Annotated in this window: 15 protein-coding genes, 1 other RNA gene and 1 pseudogene; 13 read left to right on the top strand and 4 right to left on the bottom strand. The window is 66.9% G+C overall.

What is annotated here, in order from left to right; genetic code table 11:
* Positions 1-105: 105 nt before the first annotated feature.
* Entirely contained in the window at positions 106-1,023 is a 918-nt protein-coding gene (gene ybiB, locus C8261_RS15775) for a DNA-binding protein YbiB (protein WP_107494691.1), read from the bottom strand.
* A 50-nt stretch (positions 1,024-1,073) separates the two neighbouring features.
* On the opposite strand from ybiB, the gene C8261_RS15770 reads away from it, so the two are divergent.
* The 9 genes and pseudogenes from C8261_RS15770 to C8261_RS15735 all read left to right on the top strand — a co-directional run bounded on the left by C8261_RS15770 (position 1,074) and on the right by C8261_RS15735 (position 9,306).
* Positions 1,074-1,955, top strand: coding sequence for an NAD(P)-dependent oxidoreductase (locus C8261_RS15770; RefSeq protein WP_107494690.1), 882 nt, complete (start codon positions 1,074-1,076; stop codon positions 1,953-1,955).
* A complete protein-coding gene (locus tag C8261_RS15765; RefSeq protein ID WP_107494689.1) occupies positions 1,952-2,839 on the top strand; it encodes an NAD(P)-dependent oxidoreductase in 888 nt (295 codons plus the stop codon). The genes C8261_RS15770 and C8261_RS15765 overlap by 4 nt, the downstream gene beginning before the upstream one ends.
* A 229-nt stretch (positions 2,840-3,068) precedes the next feature.
* A pseudogene (locus C8261_RS17875) lies at positions 3,069-3,171 on the top strand (prepilin-type N-terminal cleavage/methylation domain-containing protein); the annotation flags it as partial.
* 98 nt (positions 3,172-3,269) lie between these two features.
* On the top strand, positions 3,270-3,734 hold the full coding sequence (locus tag C8261_RS17220) for a hypothetical protein (protein WP_146161696.1): 465 nt from the start codon (positions 3,270-3,272) through the stop codon (positions 3,732-3,734).
* A gap of 779 nt (positions 3,735-4,513) precedes the next feature.
* Positions 4,514-5,260, top strand: a complete 747-nt coding sequence (locus C8261_RS15755) for a hypothetical protein (protein ID WP_181358971.1) — start codon at positions 4,514-4,516, stop codon at positions 5,258-5,260.
* 5 nt (positions 5,261-5,265) lie between these two features.
* Positions 5,266-6,123, top strand: a complete 858-nt coding sequence (locus tag C8261_RS15750) for a hypothetical protein (protein ID WP_181358972.1) — start codon at positions 5,266-5,268, stop codon at positions 6,121-6,123.
* Positions 6,120-7,046, top strand: coding sequence for an ABC transporter ATP-binding protein (locus C8261_RS15745; protein ID WP_107494687.1), 927 nt, complete (start codon positions 6,120-6,122; stop codon positions 7,044-7,046). Before C8261_RS15750 ends, C8261_RS15745 begins: the two co-directional genes overlap by 4 nt.
* Before the next feature lie 66 nt (positions 7,047-7,112).
* The gene (gene rpoH, locus C8261_RS15740) at positions 7,113-7,964 is read left to right on the top strand and encodes an RNA polymerase sigma factor RpoH (RefSeq protein WP_107494686.1); all 852 of its coding nucleotides are present in this window, start codon (positions 7,113-7,115) and stop codon (positions 7,962-7,964) included.
* A 136-nt stretch (positions 7,965-8,100) separates the two neighbouring features.
* Entirely contained in the window at positions 8,101-9,306 is a 1,206-nt protein-coding gene (locus C8261_RS15735; RefSeq protein ID WP_107494685.1) for a M48 family metallopeptidase, read from the top strand.
* 25 nt (positions 9,307-9,331) lie between these two features.
* On the opposite strand, the gene C8261_RS15730 is transcribed toward C8261_RS15735, so the two are convergent.
* Genes C8261_RS15730 through cbiB form a run of 3 tightly spaced genes read right to left on the bottom strand, consistent with a single transcriptional unit; the run spans position 9,332 to position 12,214 of the window.
* Positions 9,332-10,249: a cobalamin-binding protein gene (locus C8261_RS15730; RefSeq protein ID WP_107494684.1), complete on the bottom strand. Its 918-nt coding sequence runs from the start codon at positions 10,247-10,249 to the stop codon at positions 9,332-9,334.
* Positions 10,246-11,253 (bottom strand): threonine-phosphate decarboxylase CobD, encoded by a 1,008-nt coding sequence (gene cobD, locus C8261_RS15725; protein ID WP_107494683.1) that lies wholly within the window; start codon positions 11,251-11,253, stop codon positions 10,246-10,248. Before cobD ends, C8261_RS15730 begins: the two co-directional genes overlap by 4 nt.
* Positions 11,246-12,214 carry an adenosylcobinamide-phosphate synthase CbiB gene (gene cbiB, locus C8261_RS15720; protein WP_107494682.1) on the bottom strand — a complete coding sequence of 323 codons (969 nt, stop codon included), beginning with the start codon at positions 12,212-12,214 and terminating at the stop codon, positions 11,246-11,248. Before cbiB ends, cobD begins: the two co-directional genes overlap by 8 nt.
* Before the next feature lie 86 nt (positions 12,215-12,300).
* Here cbiB and C8261_RS15715 point away from each other — a divergent pair, with 86 nt between their 5' ends.
* From C8261_RS15715 to ssrS, 4 genes are all read left to right on the top strand, one after another.
* Complete coding sequence (locus tag C8261_RS15715) at positions 12,301-13,800, top strand: cobyric acid synthase (RefSeq protein WP_235864948.1); 1,500 nt, start codon at positions 12,301-12,303, stop codon at positions 13,798-13,800.
* A gap of 32 nt (positions 13,801-13,832) precedes the next feature.
* Positions 13,833-14,027 (top strand): hypothetical protein, encoded by a 195-nt coding sequence (locus C8261_RS15710; RefSeq protein ID WP_107494715.1) that lies wholly within the window; start codon positions 13,833-13,835, stop codon positions 14,025-14,027.
* A 10-nt stretch (positions 14,028-14,037) separates the two neighbouring features.
* Complete coding sequence (locus C8261_RS15705; RefSeq protein ID WP_107494681.1) at positions 14,038-14,334, top strand: cell division protein ZapA; 297 nt, start codon at positions 14,038-14,040, stop codon at positions 14,332-14,334.
* 24 nt (positions 14,335-14,358) lie between these two features.
* Positions 14,359-14,540: non-coding RNA, 6S RNA (gene ssrS / locus C8261_RS15700), on the top strand.
* The last annotated feature ends 164 nt before the right edge of the window (positions 14,541-14,704 follow it).

Below are 14,704 nucleotides of genomic sequence, written 5' to 3'. Positions count from 1 at the left end.
CCGGTCCTGAGCGCAGCCGAAGGGCTCAGCCCGAACGGGAGTGGAGCCTTGCGCGCCTCCCTGCCAGTGATACCCGGAAGCTGTTTCTTGAGAGCTTCCTCCCTGTCATCCGTGGGCAAGCGCCCTGAGGGTTTCAGCCTGCGCCGCCAGCGCTGCCGGCAAGGCGCGGCGGCCGTCCAGGATGGCCTCGATCAGCGCCGCGTTGTCGGCCACCTCCGGACAGTCCGGCAGGTCCGCCAGCGGCGGTGCGCCGCCTTCTTCCGCGTTCCAGGCGATGCGCGCCATGCCGTCCTCGAATACCTTCATCTCCGGCCGTCGGCGCGGATTGGCATAGGCCTCCCCTTCGGTGCCGCGCAGCAGCATCGCGTGGCCGCCATCGGCGCACAGGAAGTGGTGCATGCGCTGCAGGTACTCCGGGTGGGTCACCGCCACCACCCGCGCGCTGCGTCCACGGCAGGGGTCGATCAGTTTTGCCATGGTATGCGCGCTGCCGCGCACTCCCATGCGCAGGCGCAGCGCCAGCAGGCGGTCGAGCCCCGGCAGCAGGGTGTCGAGCTTCATGCAGGCGATGGCGCCGCGCGCCAGGGCGGCCGCTGCCGCTGCGGCGTCCGCCGCCGGGTGTACGCCGAGGGCAGCGAGCAGCGCGAAGGGGCTGCTGCGATTGTCGAAATCGTGGCGGCCATGGATCAGCACCGGGATGCCCTCGCGCGCCAGCAGCAGGGCCAGCAGGGGCATCAGGTTGGCCTGCCGGCGGGCGCCGTTGTAGGTCGGCAGCACCACGCAGCGCGGGCCGGGCGGCACCGCCAGCTGCGGCGTGCGTGCATCGATGGCGCGCTTGAAGCCCAGCAATTCCTCGGCCGATTCGCTCTTGATGCGCAGCGCCATGACGATGGCGCCCAGTTCCAGCTCGGGCACCTTGCCGTCGAGCATGTCGCCGAACACCGCCTGCGCCTGGTCGACGTCGAGCGGGCGCGCGCCCTTGGCGCCGCGGCCGATTTCCTTGATGATTGGGGCGTAGTTCATGTGGGCGATTATCCGCCCGAACCCCCATGCATGCCAGAGAGGAGTCGCATATGGATGTCGGATTCATCGGCCTTGGCCTGATGGGGCGCCCGATGGCGCTGAACCTGATCAAGGCCGGCCACACGGTGCACGTCTGGAGCCGCCGGCGCGCGTCGATGCAGCCGCTGCTCGACGCCGGTGCCGGCGACTGCGCGAGTGCCGCCGAGGTGGCGCGCCGGGCCGCGCTGACCATCAGCATCGTCGCCGACGCCCCGGACGTGGAGCAAGTCACCCTGGGGCCGGACGGCGTTGCCGACGGTGCCGGTGCCGGCCACATCCACGTCGACATGAGCACAATCGCCCCCGCCGCGGCGCAGCGCATCGCCGCCGGACTCGCCGGACGTGGCGTCGCCATGCTCGATGCACCGGTTTCCGGCGGCGAGGTCGGCGCCATCGCCGGCACGCTGACCATCATGGTGGGCGGCGACGCTGCGGCCTTCGAGAAGGCGAAGCCGGCCTTCGAGGCCATGGGCAGGTCGGTCACCCTGATCGGCGGCGCGGGCGCCGGCCAGGTCGCCAAGGCCTGCAACCAGATCCTCACCGGCGTGGGCGTGGCCGCGGTCGCCGAGGCGCTCAACTTCGCCACCAGGAGCGGCGTGGATGCCGGCAAGGTGCGTGAGGCCCTGCTCGGCGGCTTCGCCTATTCGCGCATTCTCGAGAACCACGGCCAGCGCATGCTCGACCGCAACTTCAAGCCCGGTTTCAAGGCCTGGATGCACCAGAAGGACATGCGCATCGTCATGGAAGAGGCCCACCGCCTCGGCCTCGCTCTGCCCTCGGCAGCGGCCACCGCACAGATGTTCAACGCCCTGGTGGGCAGTGGCATGGGCGAGGACGACTCCATCGCCATGCTCAAGCTGCTCGAGCGCATGAGCGGCGGGGAGGGCGCATGAAGGTCGGTTTCATCGGCCTCGGCGTGATGGGCGCGCCCATGGCCGGGCACCTGCTTGGCGCCGGGCACGAACTCGCCGTGTGGGCGCGCCGCCCCGAAGCCACTGCCGCACTCGCCGCGCGGGGCGCCCACGTCAGCGCGACGCCGGCTGCGCTTGCCGCGCGCTGCGAAGTGGTGTTCAGCATCGTCACCAGCAGCTCCGACGTCGAGGCGCTGGCCTTCGGGCACGAGGGGCTGGCCGCCGGCCTTGCCTCCGGCGCGGTGCACGTGGACATGAGCACCATTGCCCCCGCCGTCGCCCGCGAGCTCGCCGCACGCTACGCCGCGCGCGGCATCGGCTGGCTCGACGCACCGGTCTCCGGTGGCGAACAGGGCGCCCGCGATGCCACCCTGGCGATCATGGCCGGGGGCGAGGAGGCGGTGCTGAACAAGGTGCGCCCGCTGCTCGCCGTGCTCGGGCAGCGCATTGTGCACATCGGCCCCGCCGGTGCTGGTCAGGTCGCCAAGGCCTGCAACCAGATGGTCATGGTCAACGCCATCCAGGCCTGTGCCGAGGCCATGCATCTGGCGCGCGCGCACGGTGTCGATCTGGCCGCGGTGCGCCAGGCCCTGACGGGCGGCTCTGCCGCCTCCAGGGTGCTGGAAGTGATGGGCCAGCGCATGGTGGCACGCGACTTCACCGCCGGCATCGAGGCCCGCCTGCACCACAAGGACTTCGGCCTGCTGCTCGCCGAGGCCCACCGCCTCGGCGTGCCACTGCCAGTCGCCGGCCAGACCGCCCAGCAGCTCAACGCGCTGATGGCCGCGGGCTGGGGGCGCAACGACACCGCCAGTCTGCTGCGGGTGCTGGAAGGTGGCGCCGGGGCTGGCGAGGGTGCGCTTTGAATGGCATGCGCCGGCCGTCCGGAGAAGGTGTGCACGGGGTGTACACGGGACTGTCAAATCTTGACAGTAATGCAGGTCGCTTGTCATTTTTGGTCACGTGCGAATTACCAGGGCTTCATGTAAGTTGCAGATAAAACAATCCTTTACAAACCTGGCACGCCTCGTGCGTATATGATCGCCGAGCGAGACGGAAGTCTGTCCCGTGAAAACAACCTAGAGGAGCATTCTCATGAAGAAGGTGCAGAAGGGTTTTACCCTGATCGAACTGATGATCGTCGTGGCGATCATCGGCATCCTGGCGGCTATCGCGATTCCGCAGTTCAACGAGTATCGTGCCAAGGCGAATGATTCGTCTGCTCAGGCCGATGCTAAGAACATGTTGACCGTCATGGCAGCAGCGCAGCGCTAACCGTTATAGGAGATTTCTGATATGAAAAAGCTTGCCAATATCCTGCTGATTGCGGGTCTCGGAGTGTCTTCTTCCGTGTTCGCCCAGGCGATGGTTGTTCCCGCGAACGGCGTTGTAACCGGTGGGGCTACCGGTGATTGCGAACTGCTCTCCGAGTCCGTCCGTATCAATCTTTCTTCCAACGTGGTTGGCGCATTTGCTTGCGATGAGGCGACCAACACGATTACCGTCGGTAGCTGCCACAACGCGGGTTCGCGCAATGACAGCCTGCTTTGTGCCCAAATTGGCGTTGATGCCAGTGGCAATGGGATCTTCAACCACAACGATTGTGATGCTGCGGCTGTTGCAGCAGGTACGGTGATCCAAGGGGCGGCAGACTTCCGTGGATTCTTCGCCCAAACCAGTGGTGGTTCCGTAGCGCCGTCCTTCCTTGGTGGCAGTTGTTCCGCCGCGATTCTCACCGCCCACGAGAACTTCCAGCCGTAATTTCGGCTTGTCTCGCCGCCCTCACTTCCTGAGTCTCCAAGGTACGGTTCTTGGAGGGAAAGGATGTGAGGGTGGTTGCGGTGATGTGGCATTAATCTATGCAAGTTTAGAGTATGTGTGGTGTCGGCTACCTGCCAGACAAGGGGTTTGTCAGGGGTGGCCAAGGTAGTTCCTTGGGAGGCATCGCGCATGTTCTGGCTACGCTATCTCCTCGCATTGATGGTGTGCCCAGCCGCACTTGCAGCTGAGCCGGTAGGTACGGGCCCGGTTATGCCGGCCGATTGTCCCCTGTTGTCACGTCCTGTTGTTTTGAATTTGTCTGCGAACGTCAGCGGAGCATGGTCGTGCAACGAGACGGCCAACGACATCAAGGTGGCTACGTGCAGCCGTATGGGGAGCAGGCGGACGTCTTCGGTTCCCTGTGGCGCAATCGGACTGCGTAGTGATGGTAGTCTCATTTTCAACGCTGAAACATGCGCCACAACCTCACAGAATGTCGAGGTGTCTGGAGCCAGAGCGTTTGTTGCGAGTGCTGTCTTTTCCGCTCCCGTTGGTCTGGCGATTGGCGCTGACTGTGACGATGCGTCTCTGGTTGGCTTAGAGTTTTTTGCCGAATGATTGTGCTGTCCGTTAGTCGGATTCGTGATGTGTTCGAATCGCAGATGGCGTGTCCTGTGGTTAAAATCCACCTTTAAGTTCAGATTGCGTTATTGACGATGCCGATTGCACCGGATGTTGGGGTTGCCTTGCGCCTCGCTATGCGTGCCCGATTTCTCGTGATGAGCGGTTGGGTGGCCGTTGTAGTGGTCATTGTTTCCTACCTTGCGGCCCAGTTCAGCGGGCGCCAGCCGGCAACCGTGGCGCTCGACGCCGGGTTGTCGATGATCCGGCTGTTTCTGCCCGTGGTGGGCGTACTGCTGCTTCAGGAGCTTCTCTCGCGCGAGTTCGATCGCCGCCTCTTCCTCAGCTCCCTGACCTATCCCAGGCCCCGTCATTTCTTCCTGCTCGGGCGTCTGTGTGCCGTACTTCTCCTGCTCGGTGGGCTGCTGCTCGTGCTGGCCGGGGCGCTCGCCGGTGTGGTGGGCTGGGTGGCTTCCGGCTATGAGCAGGCGACACCGGTTGCGCTGGGCTTGCCGTACTGGATCAGCATCGCTTTCGTGATGGTCGATCTGTTTGTGCTGGTGGCGCTGGGCACCTTGCTGGCAGTGGTGGCCTCCACCCCGAGTTTCGTGCTCATCGGGACGCTGGGCTTCATGCTGGTGGCGCGTTCATTTTCGGCCATCGTGGCCTTGCTGCAGCGCGAGTCCTGGCTGGTCGAGGGGGCCGAGACCTATCAGTCCTCGCTCGGTTTGCTGGGCTTTCTCCTCCCAGACCTGGCTGCGCTGGACGTTCGTGCGATTGCGCTCTACGGCCAGATGGACCTGCTGCCACAGCAATGGGCCTGGCACCTGGCAACCGCGGTGGCCTACGGTGTGGCGCTCACTGCGCTGGCGGTGTGGGCATTGGCGCGCAAGCGTTTTGCGTGAAGAAGATGCTTGTGCGCGGCTTCAACTCCTTGATGCTGGCAGTGGTTGCAGCGGCTTTGTTCCTGGCCCTGGTGCTCGGGCGGGGCGGAGCCCTGCCCGCGCCGCGGCCGGCTGTTGCTGATCGCGTGGTGTTTTCCGCTCCGGTGCAGATCGTGCTGGCGGCGGGAGACCCTTATCTTGCCGCCAATTTCGAGACCATCAGGGTCATGGCGACGGCCGATGACGACCCGCGCAATGCGGCAGCGAGTGCCTCTTACCGCATCCGCGCTCACCGCGTGGTGGCGCAGCTCAATCCCTGCAACGAAGACAACTACTATGTGGCCAACGCCATGCTGTCCTGGGGTGGTGCGCCGGGAGAGGGGCTGGACGTCCTGCGCAGGGCGGTCGCGTGTCGGCGCTGGGATGAGTTTCCGGCGTTCTTCTACGGCTTCAATCTGTGGTTTTTCAACCGCGATGCCGGCGCGGCCCGCGCAGCGTTGGAGATGGCGGCGGAACGGGCGCGCGATCCGCACAATGCGGCATCGATGCGCAACGTCGGCATCATGATCGAGGCCGGTGAGTTTGCCGATGGCCGCGCGGCGCTGACATTTCTGGAGCATGAACGCGAGCAGGTTGCCGATGAACGTCTGCGCGAGATGCTGACCAAGCGTATTGGCCGCCTGCAGGGGCTGCTCACCCTCCGTGAAGCGCAGGCGCGTTACGAGGCGCTGACCGGGAAGGCCTTGGTTCAGCCGCAAGCCTTGCTGCAGGAGGGTATTCTGGATGCCTTCCCGCAGGATCCGCTGCGTCTGGGCTACGAGTTTGTGGACGGGCACTTCCGTCTGCGTGAGATCAGGATTCCCGGCATGGAGAGGATGCGATGAGCCTCGCGCTCGAATTCCGTTCGGTCAGCAAGACCTTCCGCAGCAAGGGACGCACCGTGCAGGCTTTGCGCGACGTCAGCTTCACCGTGAGCGAAGGTGAAGTCTTCGGTTTCGTAGGCCCGAACGGCGCCGGCAAGTCCACTACCATCAAGGTCATGCTCGACGTCATCGACGACTATGACGGCGAGGTCAGGCTGTACGGCGTTTCCGCCCGCGAGGCGGCGGCGCGCCGTGGCGTGGCCTATGTGCCGGAGGCGCCGGCACTGTACGAGCAGTTCACGCCGCTGGAGATCCTGCGCATGGCGCTGGACATGTACGGCATCCGCCGCGACGACCGCGAAGCCTGGTGCATGCAGTGGCTGGAGCGCTTCTCGGTGGCCGAATATGCCAAGAGGGCGGTCCGGCAGTTGTCGAAGGGCAACGTGCAGCGTGTTGCGCTGGCTCATGCGATGGTGGTCAGCCCGCGCCTGCTGGTGCTCGACGAGCCGCTTTCCGGGCTCGATCCGGTGGGGCGCAAGGATGTCGTCGATATCCTCGCCAATTACAAGCGCGACGGCGGGGCGATTTTCCTCACCTCCCACGTGCTGCACGACGTCGAGCGCATCGCCGACCGTTTCGGCTTCATTCACCGCGGTGAGCTGATCACCACGCGGGCACCGCATGAGTTGGTAGCCGAGCGCGCCGACCGCTATCTGGTCCGCTACCAGGCTGCGGCGGCGCTGGGCGAGGCGGCGAGCAGCATCCGCAGTGGCGAGTTCGAGCAGGAACTGGCGCAGGCCGATCTGCCGGCCTTCATCGCCCGCCTGCAGGACGGTGGTGGGCGCATCGTCACGGTGAAGCCGGCGATGTCCCTGGAAACGGTGTTCTTTCAGGTGCTCGAAGGTGCCCTCAAGCCGGTGGCCGAGGTCCCGGGACAGGGCTGAACCATTTCTCCCTTTAGCACTCTCATCGCCAGAGTGCTAAAATCGCCCCAAGGAGGAATGACGCACATGACTCATGCCCTGAATTTTCCCGTGCCCGCGGCGGGCAGCATCGACCAGTACATCCAGTCGGTCAATCGCATGCCGCTGCTCTCCGAGCGCGAGGAAGTCGAACTGGCCACGCGCCTGCGCGACGAGGGTGATGTGGAGGCCGCGCGCAAGCTGGTGCTTTCCCACCTGCGCGTGGTGGTGGCCATCGCGCGCGGTTATCTGGGCTACGGCCTGCCTCATGCGGACCTCATCCAGGAAGGCAACGTCGGCCTGATGAAGGCGGTGAAGCGTTTCGATCCGTCGCGCGGCGTGCGTCTGGTGTCCTTCGCCATCCACTGGATCAAGGCCGAGATCCATGAGTACATCCTGAAGAACTGGCGGCTGGTGAAGATTGCCACCACCAAGGCGCAGCGCAAGCTGTTCTTCAACCTGCGCAGCCTGAAGCAGGACAGCGGCACCCTGAACGTGGATGAAGTCGAGGCAGTGGCCGCGCAGCTGAAGGTGAAGCCGGAAGAGGTGGTGGAGATGGAAACCCGCCTTGGCGGCCGTGACATCCCGCTCGAAGGCAGTGGTGACGACGAGGACGACCGTTACGCGCCCATCGCCTACCTGCCCGACCCCCATGCCGAACCCTCCGAGGTGCTGGCGCAGGCGCAGCTGGCCCGCCTGCAGGACGTCGGCCTGCGCGAGGCGCTCGGCAGCCTTGACGAGCGCAGTCGCGCCATCGTCGAACGGCGCTGGCTGAGCGAAGGGGAAACCGCTACCCTGCACGAACTGGCAGCCGAATACGGCGTTTCCGCCGAGCGCATCCGCCAGATCGAGGCCAAGGCGATGCAGAAGATGCGCGGCCTGCTCGCCGACGCGCGCTGAAGCAGTGCGCTTCTGAGGCGGGGGCTAGTCGATCAGCATTTGCTGAAATAACTGAGTCAAATTTGATTTGGCTCAAAACTGCTCGCCCTGGCCTAGACTATGGTGCACTGCCAAACTCTTCCCAGGGTGATTTCCCATGCGCGCTTCCGCCAGCTCCGAATCTTCCCGCATCGGCTCGCTGCGCGTGCGCTTGGCGCGTCGCCTGGGAATGGTGGCTGGCGCTGCCCTCGTCGGTCTGCTGCTCCTGCTTGCCGTCGTTGCAGGAGCGGTGTGGCGTCTTGGCGGGCAGGCGCTGATCGCCCCATCGTTTGCCGAAACCCTCGGCTGGGCTGCGCTGGCCCTGATGGTGGCGGCGTTCGGTTTGGTGCTGGTGCGCCTGCTGATGCTCTCGCCGCCCCCGCCGGCCGGGGTATGGCTGGCGCCCGATGAGGCCGAAGCCCTCCATTACCGCATCAACGAGGTTGGTCGTCGCATGGGGGCCGCGCCGCTCGACGGCGTGTGGATTACCGACGAGATGAACGCGGCGGTGATGCAGCGCCCGCGCTACGGCTGGATCGGTCCCATCGAAACCCACCTGATGATCGGTCTGCCGCTGGTGCATTGCCTGTCGCGGCGACAGTTTCTCGCCGTGCTGGCACACGAGTTCGGCCACCTGAGCATGCAGCGCCGTGGCCTGGGCGCCATCGGTGCCCACCTGCGGGCGTGGTGGATGCGCGTGCTCGACCACGTCTCCTACCTCTTCCCCGCCTTTGCAGGCTGGCTCGATGCGGCGGCTTCCGGCAACTACACCCTGCGCATGCTGCGCCTGTCCCGGCTGGAGGAGTTCGAGGCCGATGCCTCGGCGGCGCGTCTGGTCGGCCGCGGACTGCTCGCCGAGGCCTTGATCGAGGTTTCGCTGAAGGACCGCTTCCTGCGCGAGGATTACTGGCCCAAGGTGCTGGCGCAGTGCGAGTCGTCGGCACAGCCGAGCATCCGCCCCTTCCGCGAGATGGGGCTCGGCGTGGCGGCCGGCTTTCACGAGGTTACCGGCATGAATGCCGGCTTCTGCGGTGGTGCCGAAGGCGACGCCGCCAGCCTGCATCCGACCCCGGCCGAGCGCCTGCGGGCGATGCGTGTGGAGGCCGGGCAGACGGCCACCGTCGGCCCTTCCGCCGCTTCGCACTACCTCTCCGCCCTGTTGCCGCGCCTGGCGTGGATCTTTGACCGCGACTGGTGGGAGCGCTCCGAGTCGGCGTGGAAGCAGGCCTACCGCCTGTCGCGCAGTGCCCGCCGCCGCGCCGCGCGCGAAGCGATGGGCAAGGTCGACCCGATGCCGGCGCCGATACCCACACAGATGGTGTGATTGCGGCGCAGGACTGCCTGCGCTGCTACCTTGCCTCTGCGCCGCGCCGCGTGCGCGCCCTTTCCAGGAACTCACACAACTGCGTCGCGCCTTCGAGCAGGCGCGGGGTGTGACGCTGTATCAGCTGTGGCGGGATGAAGTAGAGATTGTCGGCGCGGGTGGCGTGCAGGGCGGGCCAGCGTTTCCACTGCTCCAGCCACTCCGGGCGGGCTTCGCCCATGCCGCTGGCGACGACCACTTCCGGATCCGCCGCGAGTACCGCTTCCATGCCCACGGTAGGGGCGATCTGCGGCAGATCGGCGAAGACGTTCTCGCCGCCGCACAGCCGGATCGCGTCGCTGATCAGATGCTGGCCGTTGATGGTCATCAGCGGTTGGTCCCAGATCTGATAGAACATGCGTACCGGCGGGCGTTCGCTGTAGCGCGCAGCCAGTGCGGCACGGCGCTCGCGAAAGGCGGTCGCGGCGGCGCGGGCCTGTGCGCCGGTGCCGGCGAGCTGGCCAATGTTCTCCAGGCTGCGGGCGACGTCTTCCATGCGGCGGGGCTCGTTGAGATACACCGCGATGCCCAGTGCGCGCAACCCGTCGATGTTGGCCGCGCGATTGCCGCTGGCCCATGCCACCACCAGGTCGGGGCGCAGGGCGACCACGGCTTCGAGGTCGATGCTGGTGTAGCCGCCCACCTGGGGCAGGCGCGCAGCCTCTTCAGGGTAGTCGCTGTAGGCCACCACGCCGACTACCTGGGGGCCCGCGCCGGCGGCGAACAAGACCTCGGTGAGATGGGGTGCGAGGCTGACGATACGCTGCGCAGGGCGTGGCAGCGTCACCTCGCGACCGGTATCGTCGATGATGCTGATCTGGGCTGCCGCGCCGTGCGCGAGCAGCAGGGCGAGTGCCGCAGCGGTTGCGGACAGGGTGGTGCGCAGTCTGTAGCGTGTCGTCATGGTACCGAGGGGCTGTTGTGGTGGGTAAGTGAGGCGATGGTGCGCAAGGCGTCGTCGAGGCGTTGCCAGGCATGCTCGTCGGCAGGCAGGCCGAAGCGCAGCGCCGGATTCTCGGCAAAGAGGCGAACGAGGATGCCCTGACGGGCGAGGGCCTCATGTACGGCGGCAGCGTCGTGGCGCTGCTGCCAGCGGAACAGCGCCGTTCCCGTCCAGTTGCCGCCGAGCCGGTGTTGCAGCATGGCGTGCAGGCGCTCGCCGGCGGCTGCAAGCTGGTGGCGGCTCGTTTCCTGCCAGGCGCGGTCGGCGAGGGCGAGGCGGGCGACTTCACGCGCCGGACCGCTCAGCGCCCAGGGGCCGAGGCGTTCGGCGAGCGCCAGGCGAAGCTGCAGCGGTGCGAGGATGAAGCCGACGCGGGCGCCGGCGAGGCCGAAGAACTTGCCCAGCGAACGCAGTACCACCAGCCCCGCGGTGCCGCCGTGGTCGGCAATGCTGTGGGCAGGGGTGCAGTCCATGAATGCTTCGTCCACCACCAGCCAGCCGCCGCGCGCCTGCTGGCGTGCCAGCCAAGCAAGGACACGGTTGCGCTCGAACACTGTGCCCGTGGGATTGTTGGGGTTGACGACCACCAGCACGTCGACATTTCCCGCCGCCGCATCGACCTCGCTGGCGCCCAGCACACGCGGGCGGCACCCCCGCCAGGCGTGGGGGTGTTCGGCATAGGTGGGCGCGAGGATGGCCACGCTGGTTCCTGGCAGCACTGCCGGCAGGGTCTGGATGGCGGCCTGTGAGCCCGCCACCGCAAGCATATGCGCGCTGCCGTAGTAGTCAGTGGCAGCCTCGATGAGGCCGTCGTCGTCCTCGGGAAGGCGCTGCCACAGCGCTGCGGGAAGGGGGGGCACCGGCCAGCCGCAAGGGTTGATGCCTGTGGACAGGTCGACCCAGGCCTCGATGGCGATGCCGTACTGCCTCGCGGCAGCGCGCAGACGGCCGCCGTGCTCAAGCATGGGCGAGGACTCCGCCAGCAAGGGCGCCAAGCAGGGCGCTGACGCCCAGCACTGCCAGCCACAGCAGCAGGCCGCGCCTGACCAGGGTGATTGCCGCGCGCACGCTGCCGGCGTCGGCGGTGCGTCCTTCACCCAGTTGCGGGCGGATTTCGCGCTGGCCATGATAGGTGGCCACGCCGCCCAGGCAGACGGCGAGGCTGCCGGCGCCCGCAGCCATCACCGGGCCGGCGTTGGGGCTGTCCCACTGTGGCGCCTGGCTGCGCCAGCAGCGCAGGGCGCGGCGGGTGTCGCCCAGTACGGCGTAGGTCAGCGCGGTGAGGCGGGCGGGCAGCCAGTTGAGGGCGTCGTCCAGGCGTGCCGCAGCGCGGCCGAAGAACAGGAAGCGCGCATTACGGTAGCCCCACATGGCGTCCAGGGTGTTGGCGAGACGGAACAGCAGGACGCCGGCACCGCCGGCGACGATGAACCAGAACAGCGCGCCGAAGACCGCGTCGTTGCCGTTCTCCAGCACCGACTCGGTGCCGGCGCGGGCGACCTCCCCGGCGTCCAGCGCCGTCGTGTCGCGGCTGACGATCCAGCCCACGCGCGTGCGCGCTGCGTCCAGATCGCCGTGCGCCAACGCTGCGGCGACGGCTTCGCCATGCTCGCAGAGGCTGCGCGCGCCGAGGGCGAACCACAGCAGCAGCACGTCCACCACCCAGTGAGCGTAGGGGTGGCTGTCGCGCAGCAGCCACGCCAGCGCCACCCACGGCAGTACGGCGAGCAGCCATGCGACGCTGCCGCGCAGCATCTGCAACCCCGGACCGCCGCCGCGATTGAGGCGTCCTTCCAGCCAGTTGGCGAGATGGCCGAAGCCGACCAGCGGGTGCCAGCGCCGCGGTTCGCCAAGGGCACGGTCGAGGACGATGCCCGCGGCGCATTTGGCAAGGAGAGTGGTGAGCAGGACGGAGGCAGCGGACATGGGATAATCCCGCACCCGGCAGGCGAAGCGTCTGCGCGGAGCGACCCTTACGGGAACAGGAAAACTCGGACCCCGGATTCTACGCGATGCAGCGCACACCCACCCTGATGGTGCAGGGCACCACCTCCGATGCCGGCAAGAGCACCCTGGTCGCCGGACTGTGCCGCCTGCTGGCGCGCCGCGGCGTGCGCGTGGCGCCGTTCAAGCCGCAGAACATGGCGCTCAATTCCGCGGTCACCGCCGATGGCGGTGAGATCGGCCGCGCCCAGGCCCTGCAGGCCCTGGCTGCGGGTCTGGTGCCGCACACGGATTTCAACCCGGTGCTGCTCAAACCGGCGAGCGACGTCGGTGCCCAGGTCATCATCCACGGCAAGGTCGCTGCCAACCTCAATGCACGCGCCTACCACGACTACAAACCCACCGCCTTCACCGCGGTGCTGGAGTCCTGGCAGCGCCTCATTGACGCCTACGAGTGCGTGCTGGTGGAGGGCGCCGGCAGTCCGGCAGAGATCAACCTGCGCGACCGCGACATTGCCAACATGGGTTTTGCCGAGGCTGTCGATTGCCCGGTGATCCTGGTCGCCGACATCGATCGCGGCGGTGTCTTCGCCCATCTGGTAGGCACCCTCGAACTGCTCTCGCCCTCCGAGCAGGCGCGCGTGAAAGGTTTCGTGATCAACCGTTTCCGTGGCGACATCGCCCTGCTGCAGCCCGGGCTGGACTGGCTGGAGGCGCGCACCGGGCGGCCCGTGCTGGGCGTGCTGCCCTATCTTCACGGCCTTTTCCTGGATGCCGAGGACGCCCTCGGCGATGCCCGGGTGGACAAGGCCGTCCCCCTGTTGCGGGTGATCGCGCCGGTGTATCCGCGCATTTCCAATCACACCGATCTCGATCCACTGCGCCTGCATCCGCAGGTCGACTTCCGCTGGGTGGGTCCGGGACAGGACATTCCGCCCGCCGACCTCATCGTGCTGCCGGGCTCCAAGAGCGTGCAGGCCGATCTGGCGTGGCTGCGCGCCCATGGCTGGGAGGGCGCGTTGCGCCGTCACCTGCGTTATGGCGGCAAGGTGATCGGCATCTGCGGCGGCTTCCAGATGCTCGGGCGCACGCTCGCCGACCCTGCCGGCGTGGAAGGGCTTGCCGGGGAGACGGCAGGTTTCGGCGTGCTCGACATGGACACCGTGCTGGAGGCCGAGAAGCAGCTTGCCAACGTCGACGGCGAACTGTGTCTGCAGGGCGCGGCGGCAGCGGTGCGCGGTTACGAGATTCACATGGGGGTGTCGCGCGGTGCTGCGCTCGCCCGCCCGGCGCTGCGTCTCGGTGATGGCCGCGAGGATGGAGCGCTGTCCGACGACGGTCAGGTGCTGGGCAGCTATGTTCATGGACTTTTCGACGAACCCGCCGCGCTGGCGGCGCTCCTTGCCTGGGCGGGGGCCGCAGACGCCGGGGAGGTGGATCTTGCCGCCCGCCGCCAGGCCGATCTCGACCGTCTGGCGGACAGCCTGGAGGCTGCGCTCGACCTCGACACCCTCGCCCGCTGCATGGGCGGCAGCCTTGCCGACGTGCTGCGCAGCGCGCGCGCTTGACCGCCATCGGGCCGCCCTCTACCATCGCCGCCATGGAAGAAGAACTCTCCCAACTGGAAAGCCGCATCGAGCAGGTCGTCGTCCTGCATGAAGGCGTGAAGGCGGAAAACCGCGACCTGCGCGCGCGCCTCGCCAGACTCGAAGCGGAAAGCCGCAGTCAGGGCGAGAAGCTGCGCCTGGCCACCGAGAAACTGGAAAGCCTGCTCGCCAGGCTGCCACAGGCCTGAGCGCCCCGCCATGGACACCCTGGACATCAAGCTGCTCGGCAAGGAATACCACGTTTCCTGCAAGCCGGAAGACCGCGAGGGCCTGCTGGCGGCGGTTGCCGTGCTCGACGACCGCCTTGGCGAGGTGGCGCGCAAGACCGGTTCCTCCGGCGAGCGCCTGGCCATCATGACCGCGCTCAATCTCGTCCATGAACATCTTCTGCAGCAGCGTGCCGGAGGGTTTGACATGCCTGCCGCGAAGCGTAGAATCGGATTCATGACGGCACGCCTCGATGGAGTGCTCGCCCAGCAGGAAAAGCTGTTCTGAGCGTGTCAGGTGTGTCGCAGGTTCAATCCCCTGCAGTGTTCGTCGAAGTCGTAGATTCCTTGAACCAATAGTCGAGAGACTCGGTTGCCGACCTGAATGCCGCGGTGTGCGCGCCCCCAGTCGGGTGAGCCTGAAGCGGTGGGAACGCGACCTCCCTGAACCACCGGTTCAGGATGCCCGGCGGAGACGGCACAGGCGGGGGGCCAAAAACGAAGGCCCGGTTCCATGAACCGGGCCTTCGCACGTTGTGCGCCCAGCATGGGCGCGATTTTGGAGGTGGAAGTCCTCCCATAAGCTGACCACGGCAAATGAAGCGAAGCGCAACTGCATGAGGGTGACCGAGTGTGGGGAGGAAGCGTGGAGCGAAACC

The organism is Pseudothauera lacus, assembly GCF_003034845.1.
Classification (GTDB): domain Bacteria; phylum Pseudomonadota; class Gammaproteobacteria; order Burkholderiales; family Rhodocyclaceae; genus Pseudothauera; species Pseudothauera lacus.
Note: the sequence above shows the minus strand (reverse complement) of the source record. Positions and strands in the feature narration are given on the sequence as shown.

Excerpts from the sequence above, each read along its gene's own strand:
- cobD (WP_107494683.1), bottom strand. The coding sequence starts at position 11,253 with ATGCTTGAGCACGGCGGCCGTCTGCGCGCTGCCGCGAGGCAGTACGGC.
- ybiB (WP_107494691.1), bottom strand. The coding sequence starts at position 1,023 with ATGAACTACGCCCCAATCATCAAGGAAATCGGCCGCGGCGCCAAGGGC.
- C8261_RS15730 (WP_107494684.1), bottom strand. The coding sequence starts at position 10,249 with ATGACGACACGCTACAGACTGCGCACCACCCTGTCCGCAACCGCTGCG.
- C8261_RS15715 (WP_235864948.1), top strand. The coding sequence starts at position 12,301 with ATGCAGCGCACACCCACCCTGATGGTGCAGGGCACCACCTCCGATGCC.
- C8261_RS15765 (WP_107494689.1), top strand. The coding sequence starts at position 1,952 with ATGAAGGTCGGTTTCATCGGCCTCGGCGTGATGGGCGCGCCCATGGCC.
- C8261_RS17220 (WP_146161696.1), top strand. The coding sequence starts at position 3,270 with ATGAAAAAGCTTGCCAATATCCTGCTGATTGCGGGTCTCGGAGTGTCT.
- rpoH (WP_107494686.1), top strand. The coding sequence starts at position 7,113 with ATGACTCATGCCCTGAATTTTCCCGTGCCCGCGGCGGGCAGCATCGAC.
- C8261_RS15770 (WP_107494690.1), top strand. The coding sequence starts at position 1,074 with ATGGATGTCGGATTCATCGGCCTTGGCCTGATGGGGCGCCCGATGGCG.
- cbiB (WP_107494682.1), bottom strand. The coding sequence starts at position 12,214 with ATGTCCGCTGCCTCCGTCCTGCTCACCACTCTCCTTGCCAAATGCGCC.
- C8261_RS15750 (WP_181358972.1), top strand. The coding sequence starts at position 5,266 with ATGCTTGTGCGCGGCTTCAACTCCTTGATGCTGGCAGTGGTTGCAGCG.
- C8261_RS15755 (WP_181358971.1), top strand. The coding sequence starts at position 4,514 with ATGAGCGGTTGGGTGGCCGTTGTAGTGGTCATTGTTTCCTACCTTGCG.
- C8261_RS15710 (WP_107494715.1), top strand. The coding sequence starts at position 13,833 with ATGGAAGAAGAACTCTCCCAACTGGAAAGCCGCATCGAGCAGGTCGTC.
- C8261_RS15705 (WP_107494681.1), top strand. The coding sequence starts at position 14,038 with ATGGACACCCTGGACATCAAGCTGCTCGGCAAGGAATACCACGTTTCC.
- C8261_RS15745 (WP_107494687.1), top strand. The coding sequence starts at position 6,120 with ATGAGCCTCGCGCTCGAATTCCGTTCGGTCAGCAAGACCTTCCGCAGC.
- C8261_RS15735 (WP_107494685.1), top strand. The coding sequence starts at position 8,101 with ATGCGCGCTTCCGCCAGCTCCGAATCTTCCCGCATCGGCTCGCTGCGC.